The following is a 24941-nucleotide window of genomic DNA, read 5'->3' as shown; positions in this document are numbered from 1 at the left end:
AAACCGCGGCCCGACCTCCTGGCACGGGGCCCACGTCGCGCGCGGACGCCTCCCCGCGTTCTGGGAGTACGGCCGCGACGTCGGCCACTTGCCAGGAGGTCGGGCCGAGGTTTCGCACGGCCGCGACGCGGTCGAGCACGCCCGGGAGCGTGCGTCCGGCGGCCGCCGAGGCGCCGGGCTGCTCGCCGATGAACGGCGGCTGGCTTGTGGCGACCACGGCCGCGTCGAGTGACGTCTTGGCGGACGGCCGGATCGGCTTGCCATTCAGCCAAGCGCCCTGGCCGAGCTCGGCCGCGTAGGTCTGGCCGAGCAGCGGCGAGTACAACACCGTGAGGGACGGTTTTCCGTTGCGCACCAGGGAAACCGTCACGCACCACTGGGGCAGGCCCTGGATGAACTGCACGGCGCCGTCGAGCGCGTCGACGACCCACTGGTCGCCGTCGACCCGGTCGCCGGGGCCGAACTCGTGCTCGGCCCAGCCCGTGTCCGGCCGGATGATCGCGAGCTGTTCGCGCAGCCGCGCGGCGAGTGGGTCGTCGATCGCGGTGAACATCGCGAAGAGCTCGTCCAGGTTGGCCGGGGGAGTCGTGGGTCGCTGGGCGGGGATGCCCGCGCCGATCTTCTCGACGATCTCGATCACCGGCAGCAGGTTCTTTGTTGTCACGTTTTCAGGGTTACGCTTGAGTGGCGCTGGGAGGAACTCCAGTGGCATGAGGTGAGCGGAAGAGGACTACGATGACGGCAGAATCGGCGGAATCACTCACTCTGCTGGAGCAGCGGGTGGTGTCCGCCCTGCAGGTGGACGGGCGCGCTGGGACCGGCCGGATCGCCGAGGTTCTCGACCTGTCGCCGCGGACGGTCACGCGGTGCGTCGCCCGCCTCCAGTCAGCCGGAAAGCTGCGGGTCACCTGCGTGCCGACGCCGGAACACGGCCTGCGTGGCGCGATGCTGCTGCGGGTTCGGGTGCTGCGCGGCCGTGCGCGGGCGATTGCCGCCGCGCTGGCCGCCCTGCCGGAAGTGTCCTTTGTGGACGTCCTGGCCGGGGGCGAGGAGCTCAGTGCCATCGCGTTCGGCGGGGTGGACGGGCACCTCGTGTACGACCGGCTGCCCGCGACCTCAGCCGTCACGGAAACCCGCGTCCTGTCCGTGCTGCACGTGTTCGCCGACGCGGCAGGCTGGCGGACCGGCCTGCTGACCGCCGCCGAGGTCGCCGCGCTGACCCCGCCGCCGCGGGCGACCGAAGACGTCGAACTCGACGAACTCGACCACCGCCTGCTGGCGATGCTCACCGAAGACGCCCGCACCGGGCCCGGCGAGCTCGCGACGCGCGGTGGCGCCCCGGAGTCGACGGTCCGGCGGCGGCTCGACCGGCTGGGCGGGGCCGGGCGGATCCGGACGTACGCCGACGTCGAAGCGCGGCTGCTCGGGATGGCCGTCGACGCGAACGTCTGGATGACCGTCCCGCCGGGGCGGCTCGACGAGGCCGGTCGCGCGCTGGCCGCCCATCCGCTGGTGCACGGCTGCCTCGCGACCACCGGGACGACCAACCTGATGGCCGCGGTGTTCTGCCGCGACCTGCCCGCGCTGTACACGTTCGTCACCGGGCTCGGTGCGTTCGGCATCCCGTCGGCCGAGGTCACGGTGGTCGGCCGGGCGGTCAAGCGGGCCGGGAGAGCAGGGTCACAAAATATTTGATTGCACGATGCAAGCTTTTGGGGAATGGTTGGACCTTGCAAGTAGTTGACTGATACAAGCAACTACAGAGACTTCGAAGGAGCCACCATGAGCGACACCATCACGGCGGAAGGAGATTCCGCCACGAAAGGCAAACTGACGCACCGTCAGATCCTGACCGTGCTGTCCGGGCTGATGCTCGGCATGTTCCTCGCGGCACTCGACCAGACGATCGTTTCGTCGGCGATGAAGACGATCGCCGACCAGCTGCACGGCCAGAGCCTGCAGGCGTGGGCGACCACCGCGTACCTGATCACCGCGACGCTGACCACGCCGCTGTACGGCAAGCTGTCCGACCTCTACGGCCGCAAACCCATGTACCTGACAGCGATCACGCTGTTCCTGGTCGGCTCGTTCGCCAGCGGTATGGCGACCTCGATGTACGAACTGGCCGCGTTCCGCGCGTTCCAGGGCCTCGGCGCCGGTGGGCTGATGTCCCTCGCGCTGGCGATCATCGCCGACATCACTTCGCCGCGTGAACGCAGCAAGTACCAGGGCTACTTCCTGGCGGTCTTCGGCGTTTCGAGCGTCCTCGGCCCGGTCGTCGGCGGCTTCTTCGCCGGTCTGAGCGACTTCGCCGCCATCGAAGGCTGGCGCTGGGTCTTCCTGGTGAACGTGCCGATCGCGCTGGCCGCGCTGGTCGTGGTCAGCAAGGTGCTGAACCTCCCGCACGTCCGCGTCAACCAGAAGGTCGACTACCTGGGCGCCGCCGCGCTGACCGTCGGGCTCGTCCCGCTGCTGGTCGTCGCCGAACAGGGCCGCGAGGGGGGCTGGGGATCGCCCGCTTCGCTCGCCATGTACGTCATCGGGCTGCTCGGCGTGGCCGCGTTCATCTGGCAGGAACGCCGGATGGGTGACTCCGCGCTGCTCCCGCTGCGGCTGTTCTCCCGGCCGGTGTTCCGCGTCGCCTCGGTGGTCACGGTCATCCAGGGCATCGGGATGTTCGGCGCGATGATGTCGCTGCCGCTCCACCTGCAGATCGTGAAGGGCGCGACGCCCACGGACGCCGGGCTGCAGATGCTCCCGCTGACGCTCGGGATCATGATCGCCAGCCTGAGCAGCGGCCGGATCATCTCGCGGACCGGCAGGTACAAGGTCTTCGCGGTGGCCGGGCTCGGCATCATGGCGGCCGCGCTGTTCATGCTCGCGACGATCGGCGTCGACACCCCGATGGCGGTGGTGATGGTCATCGCGTTCCTGATCGGCCTCGGTCTCGGCGCTTCGATGCAGACGCTGCAGCTGGCCGCGACCAACGACGTCCCGGCACGGGACATCGGCGTGGCGACCTCGTCGTCGACGTTCTTCCGGCAGATCGGCGGCACGGCGGGTACCGCGGTGTTCATGTCGATCCTGTTCGCCACGGTCGGCGACCGGATCGCGGCGGCGGTGCGCTCCGCGATGGCGAGCCCGTCCTACGTGGCGGCGCTGGCCCAGCACCCGGAGTTCGCGAAGCAGCTGTCCGGCGGCGTGGACGTCAACGACACGTCGTTCCTCTCGACGCTCGACCCGACGCTGGCCCGCCCGATCCTGGAGGGTTTCTCCAGCTCGATGAGCACGGTGTTCACCGTCGGCGGGATCGTGCTGACCATCGGGTTCGCCCTGGTCTGGCTGCTGAAGGAGAAGCCGCTCTCGGAGAAGTCGGCGATGGAGCAGCGGGCTGACGAGGAGGCCTCGGCGCTCGCGCTGGCTCACTGACCTCCACAGATGTCATGAAAGGGTCTTTCAGGGCAAAAATTGCCCTGAAAGACCCTTTCATGACACTCGGGAAGAACTTCAGTGCTCGGCGGGGCCGTCGACGGCTTCCTTCGCCAGGCGGTCCTTCTCGCGCTCGTACGAGCGGCCGATCTCGGTCTCGGCCTCGACACGGCCAGCCCAGGAAGAACCCTCGACGCTCTTGCCCGGCTCCAGGTCCTTGTAGACCTCGAAGAAGTGCTGGATCTCCAGGCGGTGGAACTCGTTCATGTGGTGGATGTCGCGCAGGTGCTCGAGGCGCGGGTCGTTCGCCGGGACGGCGATGACCTTGTCGTCGGGGCCCTTTTCGTCCGTCATCCGGAACATGCCGATCGCGCGGCAGCGGATCAGGCAGCCCGGGAACGTCGGCTCCTGTACGAGCACCATCACGTCCAGGGGGTCGCCGTCCTGGCCGAGGGTGTCGTCGATGAACCCGTAGTCGGCCGGGTACTGAGTGGCCGTGAACAGGGTGCGGTCGAGCTTGATCCGCCCCGTCGCGTGGTCCACTTCGTACTTGTTGCGTTCCCCTTTGGGGATTTCGATCGTGACGTCGAAGTCCACGCCGTCCTCGCTGCTCTCATCTTTGGTACGCCACGTCTCGTGGGCGGCTCACCGTAGTCAGTCTCTTGGCCTCACTAGTGTGGACTACACCCGGTCGGGAAGTCGCACTGATGTCGGCTTGACGGCATGTGAGCTTGGCCCCTGCCGGGGCAGGTGAGAAGGAGTGGGTGGGTGCCCGAACAGCATGACCCGAGTTGGCCCTCGGCCGACGAGGACAGCACGTCCGGCGAGCGCCGGGCCGTCGAAGGTCAAGGCGGCGCGACCGCGCGGCTACCGCTCCCGCAGGCCGGATCCGGCCGCACCGAGGAGCTCGCCGTGCCGAACGTCACACCCGATGAGCCGGGCTCGTGGTTCGTCCCGGGGGCCTCGCCCGCCACGCCGCCGCCAGGGCGGACGGAGTTCCAGCGTGAGTCGCCGCAGGATCCGTCGCGAGGTGACCTCCCCGGCCAGCTGCCGCGCCGAGCGGACCGGTCGGGTCCCGGTCAGCCCTGGCAGAACCGCTCGACGCAGGAGCCCTCGCGAGCGGACCAGCCGGAGTCTCTGTTCAGTCCGTCGGAGGACCGTTCGCGCCAGGACCCGCGGCGATCGGACGGTCCGGGTGCGACCTGGCCGCCGCCCGCGGCCTCCCCGCCGGAGCAGCCGCGAGCGGACCTGCCGGGCCAGGGATGGCCGCCGCCAGTACCGGACCGTTCGCACCAAGAGCCGTCGCGAGCGGACCGTTCGGGCGGGCCGCCGACGCCGCCGGACCTCCCGGCGCTGGATCAGTCGGCGCTGGATCAGTGGCGGCTGGACCGTTCGGCACAGGAAGCTGACAGGACGCCGCAGAGCCGGGCGCCGCAGGGCTCCGGTCAGCGGGAACAGGCCCAGAAACCGGGCCAGCAGCTTGGGGGACAGCCGATTCAGGATCGGCAGGACGAGCAGTCGTCGCAGTCCTGGGCTCAGCCGGACCAAGGCCATCAGGAGCGGGAGAGCGAGTCCTGGGGCCAGTCGGGCCGGAGCCTGCCAGGGCAGGATCAGCGGAGTCAGTCCGCGCGCTCGGACGAAGGTCGCCAGGAGCAGCAAGGTCAGGTCCCGCACTCCTGGACTCAGCCGGACCAAGGCCAGGAGCAAAGCCAGCAGAGTCGCGCCTCGCAAAGGCCAGAGGGTCAGCCGCCGCAGTCCTGGGCTCAGCCGAGTCAGGACCAGCAGCGTCAGGCTCCGCAGGACCGGAGTCAGGAAAGCCCTGGTCAGCGGAGTCCTGGTGGGCAGAATCAGCCGGGCTGGTCCGCCTGGGACGGTCCGGGTGTCCAGCCCGACGCCGCCGCCTTCGCGCCCGACGAGCACCAGTCCGCCGGGCCGGATGACTCCGAGGCGCCCACCCAGTGGTCCGCCTGGCAACGACGTACCGGGGGTTCGCTGGGCGGCGCCGCGCCGGAAAACCGCCAGGACGCCGAGGATCGCGACCGCCCGGAGCCACCGGAGCAGCCCGGTGAGAACCAGCGGGCGATCATCGGGGGCGGGGCTCGGAACCGGCCGGACTGGGACCAGTTCGATCAGCGCTCCCAAGATCAGCGCTCCCAAGACCAGCGCGTCCAGGATCAGGAAGGCCAAGATCCCGTCCGGCGTCCGGAGTCCGGCGGCCGGGCCGGGCAGGAGCCGTCGCGCCGCCCGGACTTCCGGGATCCGCAGGCAAGGCCGCCCGTTCCGCAGGCCGGTCAGCACGTGCAGCCGATGCGGATCGAGCCCGGCGGCGAGCAGCGTGCCGCCGAAGCCACCGTCGGCATCGAACGGCCGGACTGGGCCGGGCGGGCCGAGCTGCAGGACGGTGACGACCACGATCCGCCGTCCCGCGAAACCGGGACCGAAACTCCGACCGGCGCCGAGGCCGAGCCCCGGCCGCGCCGCAAGCGCCGGGGGCTGCTGGTCGGGGTGTTCGCCCTGCTCGTCGTGGTTGCGCTCGGTGTCGCGGCCGCCATGCCCAACGTCTCGAACCGGCTCAGCCTGCCTTGGGCGCCGAACGCGCCCAAGGGCGACAGTCCCCAGCCCGCCGCCGTCGTCCGTGTCCTGCGCACGCCGGACATGGCCGGGCAGGCCCCGACCGCGAGTGGGGTGACGAAGGCGCTGAGCGGTCCCGCGGCCAGCAGTGCCCTCGGCACGCTCACCGGGAGCGTGATCGACGCCTCCACCGGCGACGTGCTGTGGAGCAAGGACCCCACCCGGCCGCTCACCCCGGCGTCGACGACGAAGCTGCTCACGGTCGCGGCGGCGCTGCTTTCGGTCGACCAGGGGCTCCAGCTGTCGACGAAGATCGTCGCCGGGGCGCAGGACGGCACGGTGGTGCTGGTCGGTGGTGGTGACGTGACGCTGACGAACGAGCCGCTCGGCAAGGACTCGCCGCTCTACCCGGGCGCGGCCCACGTCGACGACCTCGTCGCGCAGGTCAAGAAGGCCGTGGGCGGAAACGTCAAGAAGGTCCAGCTCGACACCAGCCTCTACAAGGGCCAGGTGACCGCTCCCGGCTGGGACCCGACCGACGCGCCCTCGACGTTCGCCGCGCAGGTCGCGCCCGTGATGGCCGACGGTGGCCGGTCCAAGCCGGAGGAGGACCACGCGATGCGGGTCCCGAACCCGGCGTCGAACCTCGCCACGCAGATCGCGCAGAAACTGGGTGCCCAGTTCCAGAGCGGCGGGGTCACCGCGCCCAAGGACGCGAAGGTGCTCGGCGAGGTCAAGTCCCCGCCGCTGACCGAGATGGCGAACTCGCTGCTCCAGCTTTCCGACAACGTGTCGGCCGACGCCATGGCCAGGCAGACCGCGCTCGCCAACGGCGCCGAGCCCTCGTTCGCGGGTGGTGCGGCCGCGACCAAGGACGTGCTGGCGAAGAACCGGTTCGACATGAGCGGTGTCCAGTTGTTCGACAACAGCGGGCTGTCGAAGCAGAACAAGGTCCCCGCGAAGCTGCTCAGCGACATCCTCGCCGTAGCCGCCGCGCCCGACGGCAAGGACAACCGGACGGCGAAGCTGCGGCCGCTGCTCGCCGGGCTGCCCGTCGCCGGTGGCAGCGGCACGCTCGCCGAGCGCTACGGCGACGAGGGCTCCAAGGGCGGCAAGGGCTGGATCAGGGCCAAGACCGGCACGCTGTCCGGGGTCAACACCCTCGGCGGCGTCCTCCTCGATGCCGATGGGCGGGTGCTGGTGTTCGCCCTGATGTCGCAGACCTCGCTGACCACCGACCCGGATCCCGTCCGGGCCGCGCTCGACGCGGTCGCCACCGCCCTGCGCGGGTGCGGCTGCCACTGACCCGGGCGCGGCAGTGAAACCTTCACCGGAAAGTGCCGCGCCAGCAGGTAGCGTCGAAAGGGTGAGCGCAGCGGAGGAAACGCAGACGAAGACGCGGCCGATGGTCGACTGGCCGCTCGCCGCGTCGACCGGGGCCTTCCTGGTCCGGGGTGGCCCGGCGGTCGAGCGGGACGAGGCCGACCGGGCGGTGCGGGAGCTGCGTGAGCTGACGATCGAGGCCGAGGGGCACGTCCGCGAGCTGACCGGCCTCGGCCTTGGCCTGCCGCTGCTGCCCGGCGAGGTGGTCGACAGGCCGGGCTGGGTCCGCTCCGCCGCGGCCGGGCTCGACGCGCTGACCGGCCGGGCGCTGCCCGAGGCCCAGGGCGGCCCGCTGGGCCCGATCCTCGCCTCCGGCGCGGGCGTCCAGACCGGTCTGGTGCTCGCCTTCCTCGCTTCCCGCGTGCTGGGCCAGTACGACCCGTTCGGCGGCCCCGAACGCGCCGGTCAGCTCGTGCTGGTCGCGCCCAACATCGTCGCCGCGCAACGCGCGCTGAAGGTCCCCGGCCACGACTTCCGGCTCTGGGTCTGCCTGCACGAGTGCACCCACCGGCTGCAGTTCACCGCGGTCACCTGGCTGCGCGACTACTTCGCCGACGAGGTCGAACGCCTGGTCGGCGGCCTCGCCGGGGCCGACTCAGACGGCCTGTCCGACCTGGTCGGCCGCCTGCCGGACACGCTCAAGCAGCTCGGCAAGGGCCGTCCCGAGGGCGCCGGGCTCGCGGAGCTGCTTCAGTCGCCGAAGCAGCGCGCGGTGTTCGACAGGCTTCTCGCGCTTTCGACACTGCTGGAGGGCCACGCGGACTACGTGATGGACGCGGTCGGCCCGCAGGTCGTGCCGACCGTGGACACCATCCGCGAGCGCTTCACCGCCCGGCGCAAGGGCGGTGGCCTGTTCGACAGGCTGTTGCGCGGCCTGCTCGGCGTCGAGGCGAAGATGCGTCAGTACGAGGAAGGCGCGAAGTTCACGAAGTACGTCGTCGACGCCGTCGGCATGCCGGGCTTCAACGCCGTCTGGACCTCGCCGAACACCCTGCCGACCCGCGCCGAGATCACCGATCCGGCGGCCTGGGTGCGGCGCCTGCACGGATGAGCCGACCCGATCCGGCCGTCGCGGCCGTCCGGCTCGCGGTCCGTGACCTGCTGGAGTCCATCGAGATCAGCAGAGTCAGTGGGGCCAGCAGGGTCAGTGGGGCCAGCAGAGTCGGGGAGGTCGCCGGGTCGTCACGGGAGCTCTACGTCGGCGTGTCCGGCGGCGCCGATTCGCTCGCGCTCGTCGAGGCCGTCGCGTATGCCGCGCACCGCGCGGGCCACCGCGTGGCCGCGCTCATCGTCGACCACGGCCTGCAGCACAACTCGTCCTGGATCGCCGACGAGGCCGCCTCCCTCTCCCGCAAGCTCGGCGCCGACCGCGCCCAGGTCCTCCCGGTGCGGGTCGACGGCCGCGGCGGACCGGAGGCGGCCGCCCGCCGCGCGAGGTACGGGGCGCTGAGGGCGGCGTCGGACGGCGGTCTGGTGCTGCTCGGCCACACCCTCGACGACCAGGCCGAGACCGTCCTGCTGGGGCTGGGCCGCGGGTCCGGCCCGCGGTCGGTCGCCGGGATGCGCCCGTACGACCATCCCTGGGCCCGGCCGCTGCTGGCCATCCCGCGCACGACCACCGTGGCGGCCTGCGCGGCGCTCGACGTCGAGCCGTGGCGGGACCCGCACAACGACGATTCCCGCTACACCCGCGTCCGGCTTCGCAAGGAGGCGCTCCCGCTGCTGGAGGACGTGCTGGCCGGCGGTGTCGCGGCCGCGCTGGCCAGGACGGCCGCGCAGCTGCGCGAGGACATCGAGGTGCTGGACACACTCGCCGGGGCCCTCCACACCCGCGCCTGCGTCCCAGGGGGACTCGACGTCGCGGTGCTGGGGACCGAGCCGCCGACCCTGCGCCGACGGGTGTTGCGCACGTGGTTGCGGGGTTCCGGGGTCCGCGAGCTCACCGACGCGCACCTGCGCGCGGTCGACGCGCTGATCGCGGACTGGCACGGCCAGGGCGGCGTCTGGCTACCGGGCGGCTTTGAAGCCGGACGGGCGCATGGCAGGCTCTCCCTCATCACTCCACCGCAGGAAGCTCCCGTACCCACCACCAGAGGGGACTGACCAGTGTACGAAGGCGAGATCGCCTCCGTGCTCGTCACCGAGCAGCAGATCAAAGACAAGATCGCGGAGCTGGCGGGCAAGGTAGCCGCCGATTACCCGGCAGACGGCCAGGAGAGTGGTCAGGGTGACCTGCTGCTGATCGGGGTCCTCAAGGGCGCGGTCATGTTCATGACCGACTTCGCCAGAGCCCTGCCGCTGCCGACGCAGCTGGAGTTCATGGCGGTGTCCTCTTACGGGTCGTCGACCTCGTCCTCGGGCGTCGTGCGCATCCTCAAGGACCTCGACCGCGACATCGCGGGCCGTGACGTGCTGATCGTCGAGGACATCGTCGACTCGGGCCTCACCCTTTCGTGGCTGCTCAAGAACCTGGCGAGCCGCAATCCCGCGTCGCTCGAGGTGGTTTCGCTGCTCCGGAAGCCCGACGCGGTGAAGGTCGACGTACCGGTCAAGTACATCGGCTTCGACATCCCCAACGAGTTCGTCGTCGGCTACGGGCTCGACTACGCCGAGCGCTACCGGGACCTGCCCTACATCGGCACGCTGGACCCGCACGTCTACACGTCCTGACCCGAGCGGGGCGATCTTTGCCGAACCGGTTGCGGTGATCCGCCGAAATGCGGAACCCTGGGTACCGGGAACGCGTCATAGGTCGCGACCTGGTGCGTTAACCTATGCGAAGACCAAAGCCACGACGCCGACGTGGCCGGCGGGGGAAACGGAGAGCGAAAGATGGGCAACAGCAGTTTGGCCGATGCCAACGCGTTCAAGAGCGCGGCCACCGCCGGTCAGGTAGGTGTCGACCCGGACGCCGCACAGGCCGTGCTGAACAAGATCCGCACCGGCAAGGACTCGATCCAGGCCCTGCTCAACGGCGCCGGCGCACTCGCCGAGCCGCCGAAGCTGGGCTCGAACGAGGTCGCGCAGGTGATGGCGGCCAAGGTTTCGCAGCGTGCGGAGGGCCACGGTGACTCGTACGCCGCGGCGTTGCAGAACCTCTACAACCAGTACGCGACCGCCGAGCAGGGCATCGTCACCGCGATGGCCCGCTACGACGAGATCGACCAGGCCGCCGCGCAGCCGTTCAGAAGCTCCTGAGTCCAGAGGGGGAACTCAAAGTCATGCCACCGAAACACAGCAGTGACGCGTACGGCAGCGGCCCGTCCCAGGGGGCGGCCACGCCGGTCAACTTCGGCGACAACGCCGCCAGCGACAGCATCGTTTCGTCCGCCCGCGGGCGCGACGACGGCTTCGACGTCGGCACCGACCGGGCGATCGTGGATCCGCCCAACTGGGCCGCCAAGAAGAGCCAGGAGCTCTACGACGGGGCGGTGCAGAACAACGACCCCGGCACCGCGGACCGGACCTCGCAGATCTGGAACCACCACAGCGGCGAGCTGGACAGGGTCTCCAACGACCTTTACACCGCCATCTCCGAGCTCGGCAACGCCTGGGTCGGCGAAGGCGCGGCTTCGGCGCAGGGCACCCTCGTCGCCATCGCGAACTCGAGCTCGCAGGCCTCGCAGGCCAGCAAGGCCATGTCCGAGCGCCTCGCCCGCCAGGCCGCCGCGGCCACCAGGGTCAAGACGATGCCGCCGCCCAAGCCCGACCCCTCGACGCTGCCGACGGCCCACCTGACGGCCCCGATCGCCTCGCAGGTCAACGACCAGAAGGTGGCGACCGAGGCCTACGACTCGGTGCTCGCCGACCAGATCAAGTTCATGGACGCCTACACCCAGGAAATGAAGGAGATCGACGGCACCACGCCGAGTTTCGGTCCCGAATCCCTGGGCCTGAAGCCGTCCGGCTCGCACCACGCCGGTTCGTTCGGCAACGTCGGCGGCCCCGGGTCGCACTTCGGCGGCGTCGGTTCGACCGGCGGCGGCGGGCCGGTCTTCGCCGGTTCGGGTGCCTCCTTCGACAGCAATGGCAGTGGCGGTTCCGGCGGCAGGGCCGGTTCGGACTTCGCCGCGAACTCCGGCACGTTCAGCCAGTCCGGGTCCACCGCGACAGCGGGCGCGAACGCCCCCGGCGTCGGTGCGGGTGCGACCACGGGTGCCGGTTCGTTCAGCGGCGCGGGCGCGGCAGCCGTGCCCGCGGCGACCTCCGGTGGTGGTGGCGGCGGTGTCGGCCAGGCACTGGGCGCGGGCGCTCTCGGCGGTGGCCTCGGCCTCGCCGGTGGCCGTGCGCTCGGCCAGGGCAACCGCAGTGGCGCGCGACCGGATTCGACGGAGGCAGCGTCCCACGACGCCGCCGGCCAGAGCGCGGCTTCGGCCAACGCTCCGCAGCAGGGTGTCGTTTCGCCCGGTGGCACGATCGGTTCCGGCCAGACGCCGCCTGCCCCGATGGGTGGCATGGGCGGAATGGGTGGCGGCCACGGTGCCCACGCCGAGCCGGACGAGGAGCACACGCACGCGTCGTTCCTCATCGAGCCCGACCCGGACGACACCTTCGGTGCCAACGAGGCGACCCCGCCGCCGGTCATCGGCGCCTGGGACGACGAAGACAATCGCTGAGACGTTTTTTCCGGGCGCGCGGCTTTCCGGCCGCGCGCCCGTTCTACTTCCTGGGGGCTGACTGATGGCATCCGCGGAGCTGCTCACCCTGCACGAAGTGGATTTCCTCTGGGAATCCGCCGGGGTGGGTGAGCTGCCGTACCCGCTGCGAGTTCCTTCGCACGGCGCGACGATGGGTGAGCGCGAGGGGTTGCGCCGTCAGGTGCTGACCGGCCTGGCGCAGCGCGGGCTCGCCAACGGTTCCGGCAGGCCGGAACCGCATCTCGAGGACTACTTCGGCCTGCTCGCGGCACCGGAGCTGAGCCTGGACTCGGTCCAGGCCAACGACCCGAACGCCGAGCCGCTGCGGGCGATCGCCGCTGTGCTCGGCGGTCAGGCGTTGTTCGCCGTGCAGGATCAGCGGGGCCTGCACCTGAACCCGATCGCCGCGGACGGTCTCGCCAGCGCGATCGTCTCACTGCTCCCGCCCGCACCGCGGGGTACCGAGAAGTCGATCACCGTGCCGCTCGAGCAGCTGCTCAGCGGCTCCGGGGTGGATTTCCTGCAGCGTCGCGGCGACCCCCTGCCCGACGGCAGGGCCAGCGCGGACGACGACCGCAAAGCACTGGCCAGGCTGCACGCGCAGCCTCGGCTGCGCGGTGGCCAGATCGGCGCCAACGCCCGCAGCCGGATGGGCAACCGCTCCCGGTCGCCGGTCCTGAGCTGGTTCGACACCGAAACCGGCCGCTACTTCACCCAGGCCAGCCGCGGCCGCGACGGCCGCGACTGGATCACCATCGCGCCCGCGGACGCCCCCACCCTCCGCCACCGCCTGTCCGAGATGCTCTCCACCAGCTCGACAGCCGCGGCCCTCTAGCCCGCACACCTCTCGCTCGCGAGAGACCACGATTCGTCGACAAGTTGCGCCCCCACGCCCCGACCTCCAAAACGGGAGCAAGGGACCTTTGCTCCCGTTTCGGGGAGCCGGGCCTGTTGCGCAAGAGACGTGCTCTGAAGGCCACCTTGAGGGACCCTAACGCCCTCAAGGTGGCCTTCAGAGGCGCTCAGACGCGACCAGGGGCAACAGGACCAACAGGGTCTCCGGCGAGTCCTGCGAGCCGGAGACTTCACCGTCGCCCCCGCTTTCGGCCGAAGGCCCCGCTATCGTGATGGCAGGGCGCCCTACCTACTCAGCGCGACATAAAGAACACAGGAGCGCCCTGGCAGCGCGATAGCGGAAGGGGCGACAAATAAATACAGAGTTCTTCTCGCCGCAGACGTTCGACTTCCTGTGGGAAGCCGCCGAGCTCGGTGAGCTGCCGTATCCGCTGCGGGTGCGGTCCAGTGGTGCCACCGAGAACGAGCGGTCCGCCATGCGGGTTCGTGCGGACGTCGAGCTGAAGGCCCGTGGGGTGCGGGATGGCCGCGGGCGGCTCGAGTCGCGGGTCGAGGACTGGCTGTACCTGCTGGCGCGGGCTCCACTGAGCGTCGACGCGATGCACATTCCGCAATATCTCGCGCCGCCGGTCGGGATCCTGGCCGCCTCGGACGGCCGTCAGAGTGTGGTGGCCATCCAGGACGCCGACGGGATCTGGCTGCGCGAGGCGCCCGCCGACGGAATGGTCTCGGCTGTCGTGGAGCTGCTCCCGCCGGGCGAGCGCGGGAGTGAGGCCTCACTCACCTTGCCGCTCGACGAGGCGTTGCACACGGCGCCCGTCCGCGTCCCGGTCTCGGCAAGTTCAGCTCAGAGCGAAGAAGACGACAAGGGCAAGCGCCGGGACAAGGTCCAGCCGCGCCGGGTTTCGCTGAGTGAACGGGTCACCGCCGACCCCCGCGAGGTCTACGCCAGGCTCTCCGGGCAGCCTCGCCTGCGTGGTGGCCAGGTGGTCGCGAACAGCCGCACGCAGCTCGGCGCCAAACAGCGCTCCAGGGTCCTGGCCTGGTTCGATACCGCTTCCGGGCGGTATCTGAGCCTGTCGAGGGCCGGTTCCGACGGCCGCGAATGGGTGACCGTTTCGCCCGCCGATCCCAAGACTTTGCGGACCAGGTTGAGCGAGATGGTGTCAAGCGTGTCCGCCGACACACGCTAAGGTGGGCGGCTTGGACCCGGCGCGGGAACCCCGGCGCGGTATCGGCCGTTGACCTGCGAGAGGCTCACACAGGTAACCGATCCCCCCGGACGGTACCCTGGTGGGACTGGTGTCCCAGTACACCGTATATAGACCAGCAGTGTGTAGACCAGCAGTCAAGATCGTGACGGCGGATACCACCTCCAGCCGCCCAACCAGGGAGGGTCGAGGCCACCAAGGCCGAGTCGTATGAATCGCAAGAGCGTGCTCAGGAACCCACTGCTGTGGATTGTCGCGGGTTTGCTGGCGTTGTTCGCGTACAACACAATCTTCGACAGCGATCGTGGCTACACCCAGGTGCCCATCTCGGTGGCGAACCAGCAGATCACCGCGAACCACATCAAGGAAGCCAGTCAAGAGGACAAGGAACAGCAGATCAAGCTGCTCCTGACCCAGAAGATTGACGTCGATGGTCAGCAGACCGACCAGATCATCGCCCAGTACCCGGCCAACTCCGCGGACACCATTTACGACCGGCTCATCGCCCTCAAGAACGGCGACACCCCGGTCAAGTTCACCACCAAGGTCAGCCAGCAGAGCGTGCTGACGCAGATCCTCATCTTCGCCATCCCGCTGGCGCTGGTGCTCGGTCTGCTCATGTGGATGATGAACAACGCCCAGGGTGGCGGCAACCGGGTCATGAACTTCGGCAAGTCCAAGGCCAAGCAGCTCAACAAGGACATGCCCAAGACCACGTTCGGTGACGTCGCCGGCGCGGACGAGGCCGTCGAAGAGCTGTTCGAGATCAAGGACTTCCTGCAGAATCCGGCGCGATATCAAGCTCTCGGCGCGAAGATCCCGAAGGGTGTGCTGCTCTACGGCCCACCCGGTACCGGTAAGACGCTGCTCGCGAGGGCTGTCGCCGGTGAGGCGGGCGTGCCGTTCTACACGATCTCCGGTTCGGACTTCGTGGAGATGTTCGTCGGTGTCGGCGCCTCCCGGGTGCGTGACCTGTTCGAGCAGGCCAAGCAGAACGCGCCCTGCATCATCTTCGTCGACGAGATCGACGCGGTCGGCCGCCAGCGCGGTGCCGGCCTCGGCGGCGGTCACGACGAGCGTGAGCAGACGCTGAACCAGCTGCTGGTCGAGATGGACGGGTTCGACGCCCGCGGCGGGGTCATCCTGATCGCGGCCACGAACCGGCCCGACATCCTGGACCCGGCGCTGCTGCGTCCCGGCCGGTTCGACCGGCAGATCCCGGTGTCCGCGCCCGACATGCGCGGCCGCCGCGCGATCCTCGAGGTGCACGCCAAGGGCAAGCCGATCGCGCAGGGCACGGACCTTTCGGGGCTGGCCAAGCGCACGGTGGGCATGTCCGGCGCCGACCTGGCGAACGTGCTCAACGAGGCCGCGCTGCTCACCGCCCGGCAGAACGGGCACGTGATCACCGACGAAGCGCTGGAGGAGTCCGTCGACCGTGTCGTCGGCGGCCCCGCCCGCAAGAGCCGGATCATCTCCGAGAAGGAGAAGAAGATCACGGCCTACCACGAGGGCGGGCACGCGCTCGCCGCGTGGGCGATGCCGGACATCGAGCCGGTGTATAAGCTGACGATCCTGCCTCGCGGCCGGACCGGCGGGCACGCCTTGCTCGTCCCCGAGGACGACAAGGAGCTGATGACCCGTTCGGAGATGCTCGGGCGCCTGGTCTTCGCGATGGGCGGCCGCACGGCGGAGGAGCTCGTGTTCCACGAGCCCACCACCGGCGCCTCTTCCGACATCGAGCAGGCCACGAAGATCGCCCGCGCGATGGTCACCGAGTACGGCATGAGTGCCCGGCTCGGCGCCGTCAAGTACGGCCAGGAGCAGGGCGACCCGTTCCTCGGCCGCTCGGCCGGGCGGCAGGCGGACTACTCGCTGGAGGTCGCGCACGAGATCGACGAGGAGGTGCGCAAGCTCATCGAGACCGCGCACACCGAGGCGTGGCACGTGCTCAACACCTACCGCGACGTGCTGGACGAGCTGGTCATCGAGCTCCTCGAGAAGGAGACGCTGACCCGCAAGGACCTCGAGCGCATCTTCGCCACCGTCGAGAAGCGCCCGCACATCACCGTGTTCAACGAGTTCGGTGAGCGGACGCCCTCGGACAAGCCGCCGATCAAGACCCCCGGCGAGCTGGCGATCGAGCGTGGCGAGCCGTGGCCGCCGCCGGAGAAGGAGCGGCCTGTCCTGCAGCCCGCGCCGACCCCGGTCGCGACCGTGCCGGGCGGGGGAGACCTGCCAGGTGGCCCGCCGTACTCGGCGCCCGATCCGAACGCCAACCCGTACGCCCCGCCGCAGCCCGGCGGCTACCCCAACGGGGGCCGTCCGAATGGTGGGCCGAACGGCACCAGCCACTGGCCCCAGGCATATGGTGGTCAGCAGCCGGGCGGTCCGGCAGGTGGCTACCAGGGTGGCCCGGGTACGGGTGCTCAGGGCGGTCCGCCGAACTACGGAGCTCCTCCGGGATGGACCCCGGCGACCTCGCCGGGCGGCCAGCCCGGTCAGCCTTGGCACCCCGCCGAAGACCGCCCGCGTGACGGCTGGTTCTCCGACAAGCCGGGTGGTCAGGGGCAGGACGAGGGGCAGCATCGGCGTGACGCGGATGGACAGGACAACCAGCAGCGGTAACGGTGAACAGCCGCTCGGCGACAAACCGGTCTTCGACCAGGAGCGTGCCGAGAAGGCGGTTCGGGAACTGCTGCTCGCCTGTGGCGAGAACCCGGAGCGGGATGGTCTCCTCGACACTCCCGCCCGGGTTGCCAGGGCGTATCACGAGATGTTCGCCGGGCTCTACCTCGAGCCCGACGAGGTGCTGGACAAGACGTTCGACGAGGCACACGAAGAGCTCGTCCTGGTCACCGACATCCCGATGTTCTCCACCTGTGAGCATCATCTGGTGCCGTTCCACGGCGTGGCCCATGTCGGCTACATCCCCAACGGCGGCGGCAAAGTGACCGGGCTGTCGAAGCTCGCCCGGCTCGTCGACCTGTACTCCAGGCGCCCGCAGGTGCAGGAGCGGCTGACCTCCCAGGTCGCGGAAGCGCTGGTGCGCAAGCTCGCGCCGCGCGGGGTGATCGTGGTCATCGAGGCCGAGCACCTGTGCATGGCCATGCGTGGCATCCGCAAGCCGGGTGCGCGCACCACCACCTCGGCGGTGCGCGGCCAGTTCAAGACGTCGGCGTCGTCGCGGGCGGAGGCGCTGGACCTCATCAAGGGGCGCCGGTGACCTCGCCCGGCCTGCCCTCGCCGGGGCGCTGCGCCGTGCTGGGCGTGCTGAACGTGACCCCGGATTCGTTCTCCGACGGCGGCCGCTACCTCGATCTGGACCAGGCGATCGAGCACGCGCGGGAGATGTGGGCCCGCGGGGCCGACCTGATCGACGTCGGCGGTGAGTCGACCCGGCCCGGTGCGTCCAGAGTGGACGCGGAGACCGAGCGCGCCAGGGTCGTCCCGGTGATCAGGGCACTCGCCGCGGAAGGGGTCGGGCTTTCCGTCGACACCACCAGGGCCGAGGTCGCCGCCGCCGCGCTGGCCGCCGGCGCCAGGGTGATCAACGACGTCTCCGGCGGGCTCGCCGACCCGGACATGGCGCGGGTGGCCGCGGAGTCCGGCGTGCCGTGGGTGCTGATGCACTGGCGTGGGCACAGCCGGGACATGAACACGCTGGCGTCCTACACCGACGTGGTGGCCGAGGTCCGCACCGAGCTGGTGTCCAGAGTGGACTCCGCGCTCGCCGCCGGAGTGGCCGAGAGTGCGATCGTGCTCGACCCGGGGCTGGGTTTCGCGAAGAACGCCGAGCATGACTGGGCGTTGCTCCACGGGCTTGAATCCTTGCTGTCACTGGGTTTCCCGGTGCTGGTCGGTGCTTCCCGCAAGCGTTTTCTCGGCCGTCTGCTGTACGATGAGGACGGTGTGCCGCGGCTGCCTGACGGGCGCGAGGCAGCGACGGCCGCGGTGTCGGCGCTGGCCGCGACGGCCGGTGCCTGGGGTGTGCGGGTGCACGAAGTCGGAGCGTCGCTGGACGCGGTGGCCGTCGCGGCGGCCTGGAAAAGGGGAACCCCGGAATGAGCGCGGTGGCGTGAGTACTGACCGGATCACGTTGACGGGCCTGCGGGTGTTCGGCAGGCACGGGGTGTTCGACCACGAGAAGCGAGACGGCCAGGAGTTCGTCGTCGACGTCGTCGTGTGGCTCGACCTCGCCCCGGCCGCCGCTTCGGACGACCTGACCAAGACGCTGCACTACGGCGAGCTGGCCGAGCTCGTCGCCGGGATCGTCGCCGGGGAGCCGTACGACCTGATCGAGAGCGTCGCGGGCAAGATCGCCGCGGAGGTCTTGCGCGACGAACGGCTGAGCGAGGTCGAGGTGACCGTGCACAAGCCGTCCGCGCCCATCCCGCTGACCTTCGACGACGTCGCCGTCACCGTCCGGCGCACGCGCACGGACAGCGCGGGTGCCCGGTCATGACCCGTGCGGTGCTCTCACTCGGCTCCAACCTCGGTGATCGGTTCGGGTACCTCCGGACGGCGGTCGACGGTTTCAAGGACGTCCTGGTCGCCGCGTCATCTGTATACGAGACCAAGCCCTGGGGTGTCTTCAGTCAGGACGACTTCCTCAACGCGGTGCTCATCGTGCGGTCCGACGAGATCGACGAATGGGGCTGGCTGGCTCGCGCCCAGGAGCTGGAACGGCAGGTCGAGCGGATCCGAGGGATCAGGTGGGGCCCCCGGAAGCTCGACGTCGACGTCGTCGTCGTCGACGGGGTGCTGAGTGATCATCCCGATCTCACGCTCCCGCATCCCGGGGCGCACCGGCGGTCCACCCTGCTGGTCCCGTGGCGGGATGTCGAGCCGGACGCCGTGCTCCCCGGCCACGGGCCGATCTCCGGACTGCAGGCTGGAATGAGTACCGACGACGTCACTCTCCGCTCGGATCTTGTGCTACACACGATTGACGAAACGGTCAGCGATAACGGGTAGGGCGGCTTCCGGGCACGCCCGCCCGACAGGCGACGGGAGCGCATCGTGCCGGGCGTGTTCGTGGACCGTGAGGCAGAGGCCGCCACGTTGGCCGCCTTTCTCGAGCGGGTCGCCTCGGACGGGCCCAGGATCGCGGTGGTGTACGGCGTCGCCGGGGTGGGCAAGACCTCGTTGCTGGCGGCCTTCGTCCAGCGCGTCCGGGCAGTAAGGCCGGTCCGGGTCGGCTCGATAGCCTCCGTGCGGTGTCATGGCCAGGTCGGCGAGGAGAACGCCTACGGGGTCATGGTGGACGCCCTCAAGGAGCTGCGGCCGCGGGGAAAGCGTGGGCGGCTGTTCAAACTCGGCAGGCGGGTCGTGGTGGACTCGGGCGTGGAGCTGGTCGCCAACCTGGTTCCGGCCGCCGGGCCCGCGCTGCGGGCAGGCGTGGCCGCGGCCGCCAAGTCCCCGGGCGAGGGCGGCAAGGGCGTGGCCATCCCCGTTCCGATGATGGTCGCGGACGCCATTCTGGACGCCGTGCGGTCCCAGCGGCCGTCGGCACTGCTGATCGACGACGCCCATCTCATCGACGCCAGTTCCTGCCTCGTCCTGGACAGGCTGCTGGCGTCCGCTGCCGATCGGCCGCTCGCGATCGTGCTCGCCGTGCGAAGTGGTGAGCTGGCGGTCGATTCACCCCTGCGGGAATTGCTGGACCGGCTGGCGATCCAGGGCAGTGCGCTGACCCTCTCCCTCACCGGCTTCGGTATCGAAGCCGTCAACATGTTCGTCCGGGAACGGTACGGAAGGGATCTCGGCGCGGAACGGATTTCCGCGCTGCACCGCCACACCGGCGGCCACCCGATCTTCGTCGCGCAGTACCTGTCGATGCTCAGCGAGCGCCCCGGGCGGCTCCCCGGTGGTGACGTCGTCCCGGTCACGACTTCGACCGGGGAAGCTCCCACCTCGGCCGAAGCCGTGATCAGGCAGCGTATTCGCCGGTTGGCGGACTCCGACGTCGAACTGCTCTCGTTCGGCGCGATCCAGGGAGAGCGGTTCATCACCGCGGCGGTCCAGCGACTGTCCGGACGGCCGCGGAAGGAAGTGCTCGACCGGCTGTACGAAATCAGCATCACCAGCGGCCTGATCCAGGTGAGCGACGCCGACGAGTGGGCCAGGCGGGCCGGGTGCGACGTGTATGAGTTCGAACACGCGCTGGTGCGTCAAGTGCTGTACGTCAAACAGAGTCCGCAGCTGCGCCGTGAGCGGCACGCGGCGGTCGCGGCCGTGCTCAGCGAACTGATGCGGGACTGGCCCACCAAGCCGCGCACCTACTCGCTGGAGGTGATCCACCAGCATCATCTCGGCTACGAGCTCGTACCGGCCGCGAGCAAAGCGCTCGCCATGGCCCGTTCCCTCATCGGGTCCGGCGGGTCACTGGTCGAGGCCGAACGGCTGTGCCGTCAGGCACTCGAGGACATCAGGCAGGAGAACAAAGACCGGGAGGCGGCCGGTCTTCTGGTCGAGATCATCGAACTGCTGCTGCTGTCCACGGAAAGGCACTGGAGCACCGGCCCCGCGTTCCTGGCGACCACCCCGCTCGAGCCCTTGGTGGACGAAGCGGGTGCCGCCGCCGACCGCAGTGGCGATCTGCGGTTGCGCTGCCGCGCTGCCGCACTTCGGGGACGGGTGCTGCACAAGGTGCGGGGAGTCGACGAGTCGCTGAACGCGTTGTCGGACGCGGTCAGGCTCGCCGATCAGGCCGAGGACACCGCGATGCGGTTTCTCACCCGGTCGGCGTACGGACGTGAGCTGACCAAACGCGACCTGCGTGCCGGCCTCGAGGTCCTCCTCGAGGTGGAGGGCTTGATGCGCCGTCATGAGCTGGGCCGTACGAACGATCCGGCGTTGCTGCACGCCGCGGCGCGGATCGAGATGCAGGTCGGGGTCAGCCTCTTCGACTCGGGAGACCTCGGTGCGGCCTTGGCGAGGCTGGAGAGCTGCGTCGAACGCCTGCGCCAGGGCGGCGACGCGGGCACTATGCCGACCGCGCTGAACTACCTGGCCCAGGTGCAGTGCGCGGTGGGACTGTGGGGGAAGGCGCGGGCGACCTTGGTGGAAGCTGTCGCGCTCGGCGAAGGTGAGCCGAGCGCGTGGCATGCGTACAACGTCGCCCTGCTCGGCAAGCTGCACCTCGAACAGGGCGAACTCGAGACCGCGGTGAACGCGCTGGAAGTGGCGTGGGAGGAAACTCGGCGCACGTTCTTGATCAACGTGGCTTCCCTCGTGTGCAATCTCTACGTCGAGGTGCTCCTCGCAGTGTCGCGGGGAGACCCCGGTGAAACCTCGCGCGTTCAGGATCTGCTGACGTCGAACATCGAGCAATGCCGCCGCGCGGGCCTGCGGCGCAGCGAGGTGGTCGCGCTCTCGCTGCTGGCGCGGCTGCATCTTGCGCTAGGTGAGCAGGCCAGTGCGGTGCGGGCCGGTGAGGAAGCCGTGCGGATCCTCGACGAGCACGGCCCGCTGCCCGCGGTGTGCGGCGAGGAGATCCGCTACTGGCACTCCGTGGTGCTCGACCGGTCCGGGCGCGCGCCGGAGGCGGAACGGCTGCGCAGCGGCGCGCGGCGGATCGTCGAGGAAAAGGGCGCCACTCTGCCCGGTGACCTGCGCCACGCCTTTTTCACCGAGGTCAAGCTCAACGTCGTGCTGCTCGCGGACCGTCGGAGCACCCCTGCCTGAGCAGTCGCATCTTCGCCTGAGTGCGCAGTTACTCGTTGTCAGCGGGCGACTGTCAGCGGGCGGCGGTGAGGGCGTCGATGATCCAGCGGGCGGTGACAGCCTGGCTGGGGAACGGCGGCCAGCCGTTGATGACGCCGAGCAACGTCCAGTAGTGCTCGGCGCGCGGGTCGGCGCCCGCGGCGATGCCCTCGGTCACCTCGGTCCGGTACGCGGGGTCCAGCGGGTCGCGGCCGGGACTGGCCGACGTCGTGAAGATCGTCTCGGCCAGCGCGCGACCCTCCGGCGAGTCGGGCGCCAGCCCCGCGTCCACCGCGGCCTGGGCGCGCGAAGACCACGCCACCCACTGCTCCTGCTGGGTCTCGGTGGGCTGCTGGTACTCGCCTGCCTGCCGCTGTGCCGACTGCCGCTCGCCCATCCCGCGGATCAGTTTCCGGAAGGTGGGGTCGGTGACCAGCTCGGCGAACTCGATCCAAGCTTCCAGCTGCTCGGGGGCAGGGTCGTCCGGCAGGTCCGGCTTCGCGCAGCTCAGCTGGTTGTACAGCGCCGAATCGACGTCCAGACCGTCGACCATCTCGGTCCAGAACTCGTCGAGCAAACGTTTGCGTTCTTCGTCGGACATCGACGCGAGCCGGTTCATCAACTTGACCTCTTCGACGGGTGAATTACGTTTGGCGACCGCCCGCAGCACCGCGCGGCGCAGCCGGAGCCGCCGGATCTGCTCGTCCAGCGCGTCGATGTGGCGGGCCGCGAGGTCCCGCACGGTCGACTCGCTGGTGAGCACCAGTTCGACGTCGGCGAGGCCGAGACCGAGCTCGCGCAGGGTGCGCACGAGCTCGAGGCGGGCCATCGCCGTGGTGTCGTACAGGCGGTATCCGGCGCCGGTGCGGCCGGTCGGGGGCAGCAGCCCCTCGTCGGAGTAGAAACGGATGGTCTTCACAGGCAGGCCGGTACGCCTGGCCAGTTCTCCGATGGTGAAGACGACGGTGCTGCCCACTTGCCTCATGTAAGAAGGCGTCCGGAAACTGATGTCATGTCGTCCAGTTTGGCGCCTAGGAGACCGCTGAATAAGTCGATCTGAAGATCAATTGAAGTCGCCTGACCAGCGCTTTCATATTTGATCAATCATCCGAACGCTGTTATTCAGCAGTCTCCTAGGGCCGCGTGACTGACGGGGACTGTCACGCGGTCTGTTCTGGTGAAGGGGACTTTTGCAAGGTTGAGTGGAGGGAAGTCCCCTTCAGTCGCGACCCCAGGTTTGCCGTGTGCCCTGATGGGAGCCTTCACGGCGTTTAACGCTGTCATGGTGGCCTTCAGGGGCACGCATAAAACGGTCATGGCGGTATAAAACGGGTGAATGGGCCGCTTTTTCGTCCTTTGTGGAGGGTAGGCGGCTTCGAAGGACAGGCGCTCGAGGCTTCGAGCGGCGGCTGCTGCGACAGTTCTCAGACGCGATGTAAGACTCTCCAGTCGGTGGAGAGTCAAGTGTCCCAGCTGTCGCTCGGTACCGTGGGGGCATGCACTTCACCCGGCCACGCGAGCTCACGGTGTCCGGCCTGCTCGGTGTGCTCCTGTCCTATCTGCTCTTCATCTCCGCCTACGGCTCCTTGCCGCGCCTGCCCACGCTCGCCGGCGCGACGCTGTTCGTGCTCGCGCTGGCCGAGGTCGGGCTGGCGTTCTCAGTGCGGACGCGGATCAAGGAGGGCCGAGTGCTCGCCGCGATCGCGGTCGCCCGATCGATGGCGCTGGCGAAGGCGTCGTCACTCGCCGCAGCGTTCATGGCGGGTGCCTGGCTGGGCGCGCTGGCGTATCTTTTTCCCCGGCGTGACGAACTCGTCGCCGCGACTTTCGACGTCCGCAGCTCGGTGGTCGGACTGGTGTCCGCGGCAGCGCTGGTAGCTGCGGGTTTGTGGCTCGAGCACTGCTGCCGGACCCCCGAGGGCAGTGATCAGGACCCCCCAAGACGGACTACCGGTTAACGCTCCCAGTCCACCGCTCGAAGTACCGACTAGGTCTCGTTCGGATTACTAGAAGGTACGGTGTTGGGCATGACTGGCGTGGGTGACGACTCGCGCGGCCACCTATTGGGTAGGCCGTGGTTGGTTGTCGGCTTCATACTCGCCATCGGCGCCACCCTCGCGCTCGTGCTCAGCGATGACCTCCGGTATCTCCGGCTGGCCATCGTTGCCGCCTTGTGGGCGGCCCTGATCGGCGCTTTCCTCGCGGTGAAATACCGCAAACACGCGGCACACAGTGAGGACGCGGTGGCCGAAGCGCAGGCCGTGTACGAGCTGGAGCTGGAGCGGGAGATCGCCGCTCGCCGCGAGTACGAGCTCGAGATCGAAGCGGACAACCGCGAGGCTTCCGAGTCCCGCTCCCGCGACGAGCTCGACGCGCTGCGGGCCGAGGTGACGGCGCTGCGCGAGAGCCTGCAGTCGCTCTTCGGCGGCGAGGTGCTGCTGGAGCGCGTCGCGCTCACCGCGCAGGCCACCCGGATGCGGTCGCTCAAGGACGACCAGCGCCTGGTCTCGGCCGCGCCGGAGAGCAACGGCAAGCCCGCGCAGCTGACGGCCGCGAAGACCTTCGATGTCACCGAGCAGCGCACCGAGCTCATCGAGCGCGTGCTTGAGCAGGCTTCGGTGTCGTCGGTCTCGTCCGTCGCCGAGCGCCGCCGCAAGGTGCCGACCAACGGCAACAGCACGGGCAGCAGCAACGGCAGCGCCACCGGCGGCCGCAGCAACGGCCGTGGCCTGACCCGCACCCAGAACCCGCAGAGCACCCAGCAGATGGCCAGGCCCAAGCCGCCGGCGTCGCGGGCGAACCCGCTCGAGGACCAGCCCCGGCAGCCGCCGAAGGCCGAGTCCGCCGAAGCCCCTCGCGCCGCCAAGCCCGCCGAGGTCCGCCGTCCGGCGCCCGAGGCGCCCAGGAAACCCGAACCCCAGCCGCGCCGTCCCGAGCCCACGCGGACCGAGGAGGCCACCCGGACGGAGCTGCCGCGTCCGGAGCCGAAGCGCGCCGAGGCGCCGCGCCCGCAGCCGTCGCGGGCGGAGTCGACCCGGGGCCAGACCGCGCCGGTGGCCCCCGCCGCGCGTTCTCAGCAGTCGGCCGCGCTGCCCAAGCCCGAGCCGGTCCGCGCCAGGGTCGAGCCCGAGTACACCCGGCCCGCGCT

At 69.9% G+C, this 24941-nt stretch carries 21 protein-coding genes; 18 read left to right on the top strand and 3 right to left on the bottom strand.

Annotation, left to right across the window (positions count from 1 at the left end):
- Positions 1-664: inositol monophosphatase family protein (locus tag QMK34_RS40095; protein ID WP_326420035.1), on the bottom strand; the 664-nt coding region annotated here is incomplete at its 3' end.
- 71 nt (positions 665-735) lie between these two features.
- Between QMK34_RS40095 and QMK34_RS40090 the strand changes: the two genes are divergently transcribed.
- Positions 736-1695, top strand: a complete 960-nt coding sequence (locus tag QMK34_RS40090; RefSeq protein ID WP_326420034.1) for an Lrp/AsnC family transcriptional regulator — start codon at positions 736-738, stop codon at positions 1693-1695.
- Positions 1696-1782: 87 nt separating this feature from the next.
- The gene (locus tag QMK34_RS40085; protein ID WP_326420033.1) at positions 1783-3429 is read left to right on the top strand and encodes an MDR family MFS transporter; all 1647 of its coding nucleotides are present in this window, start codon (positions 1783-1785) and stop codon (positions 3427-3429) included.
- Between the two features lie 78 nt (positions 3430-3507).
- Here QMK34_RS40085 and QMK34_RS40080 read toward each other — a convergent pair whose 3' ends face one another.
- A complete protein-coding gene (locus QMK34_RS40080) occupies positions 3508-4026 on the bottom strand; it encodes an inorganic diphosphatase (protein WP_326420032.1) in 519 nt (172 codons plus the stop codon).
- Between the two features lie 171 nt (positions 4027-4197).
- Here QMK34_RS40080 and dacB point away from each other — a divergent pair, with 171 nt between their 5' ends.
- The 14 genes from dacB to QMK34_RS40010 all read left to right on the top strand — a co-directional run bounded on the left by dacB (position 4198) and on the right by QMK34_RS40010 (position 21775).
- A complete protein-coding gene (gene dacB, locus QMK34_RS40075) occupies positions 4198-7305 on the top strand; it encodes a D-alanyl-D-alanine carboxypeptidase/D-alanyl-D-alanine endopeptidase (RefSeq protein WP_326420031.1) in 3108 nt (1035 codons plus the stop codon).
- Positions 7306-7405: 100 nt separating this feature from the next.
- On the top strand, positions 7406-8434 hold the full coding sequence (locus tag QMK34_RS40070) for a zinc-dependent metalloprotease (protein ID WP_326420038.1): 1029 nt from the start codon (positions 7406-7408) through the stop codon (positions 8432-8434).
- Positions 8431-9486: a tRNA lysidine(34) synthetase TilS gene (gene tilS / locus QMK34_RS40065; RefSeq protein ID WP_326420030.1), complete on the top strand. Its 1056-nt coding sequence runs from the start codon at positions 8431-8433 to the stop codon at positions 9484-9486. Before QMK34_RS40070 ends, tilS begins: the two co-directional genes overlap by 4 nt.
- A gap of 3 nt (positions 9487-9489) precedes the next feature.
- Positions 9490-10053 carry a hypoxanthine phosphoribosyltransferase gene (gene hpt, locus QMK34_RS40060; protein ID WP_326420029.1) on the top strand — a complete coding sequence of 188 codons (564 nt, stop codon included), beginning with the start codon at positions 9490-9492 and terminating at the stop codon, positions 10051-10053.
- Between the two features lie 162 nt (positions 10054-10215).
- Complete coding sequence (locus QMK34_RS40055; protein ID WP_326420028.1) at positions 10216-10581, top strand: hypothetical protein; 366 nt, start codon at positions 10216-10218, stop codon at positions 10579-10581.
- A gap of 23 nt (positions 10582-10604) precedes the next feature.
- Positions 10605-11999, top strand: a complete 1395-nt coding sequence (locus QMK34_RS40050) for a hypothetical protein (RefSeq protein WP_326420027.1) — start codon at positions 10605-10607, stop codon at positions 11997-11999.
- A 64-nt stretch (positions 12000-12063) separates the two neighbouring features.
- Positions 12064-12855 (top strand): ESX secretion-associated protein EspG, encoded by a 792-nt coding sequence (locus QMK34_RS40045; RefSeq protein WP_326420026.1) that lies wholly within the window; start codon positions 12064-12066, stop codon positions 12853-12855.
- 373 nt (positions 12856-13228) lie between these two features.
- Positions 13229-14068, top strand: a complete 840-nt coding sequence (locus tag QMK34_RS40040) for an ESX secretion-associated protein EspG (RefSeq protein WP_326420037.1) — start codon at positions 13229-13231, stop codon at positions 14066-14068.
- A 228-nt stretch (positions 14069-14296) separates the two neighbouring features.
- Complete coding sequence (gene ftsH, locus QMK34_RS40035; RefSeq protein ID WP_326420025.1) at positions 14297-16714, top strand: ATP-dependent zinc metalloprotease FtsH; 2418 nt, start codon at positions 14297-14299, stop codon at positions 16712-16714.
- Positions 16689-17312: a GTP cyclohydrolase I FolE gene (gene folE / locus QMK34_RS40030; protein ID WP_326420024.1), complete on the top strand. Its 624-nt coding sequence runs from the start codon at positions 16689-16691 to the stop codon at positions 17310-17312. The genes ftsH and folE overlap by 26 nt, the downstream gene beginning before the upstream one ends.
- A complete protein-coding gene (gene folP, locus QMK34_RS40025) occupies positions 17309-18154 on the top strand; it encodes a dihydropteroate synthase (RefSeq protein WP_442785323.1) in 846 nt (281 codons plus the stop codon). The genes folE and folP overlap by 4 nt, the downstream gene beginning before the upstream one ends.
- Positions 18155-18164: 10 nt before the next feature.
- Entirely contained in the window at positions 18165-18551 is a 387-nt protein-coding gene (gene folB / locus QMK34_RS40020) for a dihydroneopterin aldolase (RefSeq protein WP_326420023.1), read from the top strand.
- Positions 18548-19063: a 2-amino-4-hydroxy-6-hydroxymethyldihydropteridine diphosphokinase gene (gene folK, locus QMK34_RS40015; protein ID WP_326420022.1), complete on the top strand. Its 516-nt coding sequence runs from the start codon at positions 18548-18550 to the stop codon at positions 19061-19063. Before folB ends, folK begins: the two co-directional genes overlap by 4 nt.
- Before the next feature lie 45 nt (positions 19064-19108).
- On the top strand, positions 19109-21775 hold the full coding sequence (locus QMK34_RS40010; protein ID WP_326420021.1) for an ATP-binding protein: 2667 nt from the start codon (positions 19109-19111) through the stop codon (positions 21773-21775).
- A 52-nt stretch (positions 21776-21827) separates the two neighbouring features.
- Here QMK34_RS40010 and QMK34_RS40005 read toward each other — a convergent pair whose 3' ends face one another.
- Positions 21828-22769: a helix-turn-helix domain-containing protein gene (locus tag QMK34_RS40005; RefSeq protein WP_326420020.1), complete on the bottom strand. Its 942-nt coding sequence runs from the start codon at positions 22767-22769 to the stop codon at positions 21828-21830.
- Between the two features lie 520 nt (positions 22770-23289).
- Here QMK34_RS40005 and QMK34_RS40000 point away from each other — a divergent pair.
- Together QMK34_RS40000 and QMK34_RS39995 are read left to right on the top strand one after the other, a co-directional pair.
- Complete coding sequence (locus tag QMK34_RS40000) at positions 23290-23751, top strand: DUF3180 domain-containing protein (RefSeq protein ID WP_326420019.1); 462 nt, start codon at positions 23290-23292, stop codon at positions 23749-23751.
- Between the two features lie 69 nt (positions 23752-23820).
- A partial coding sequence (locus QMK34_RS39995; protein WP_326420018.1) for a DUF6779 domain-containing protein occupies positions 23821-24941 on the top strand: 1121 nt, incomplete at its 3' end.

The sequence above is a fragment of the Amycolatopsis sp. H20-H5 genome, from assembly GCF_035828755.1.
Taxonomy (GTDB): Bacteria; Actinomycetota; Actinomycetes; order Mycobacteriales; family Pseudonocardiaceae; genus Amycolatopsis.
This window is presented reverse-complemented; position numbering and strand designations above follow the sequence as displayed.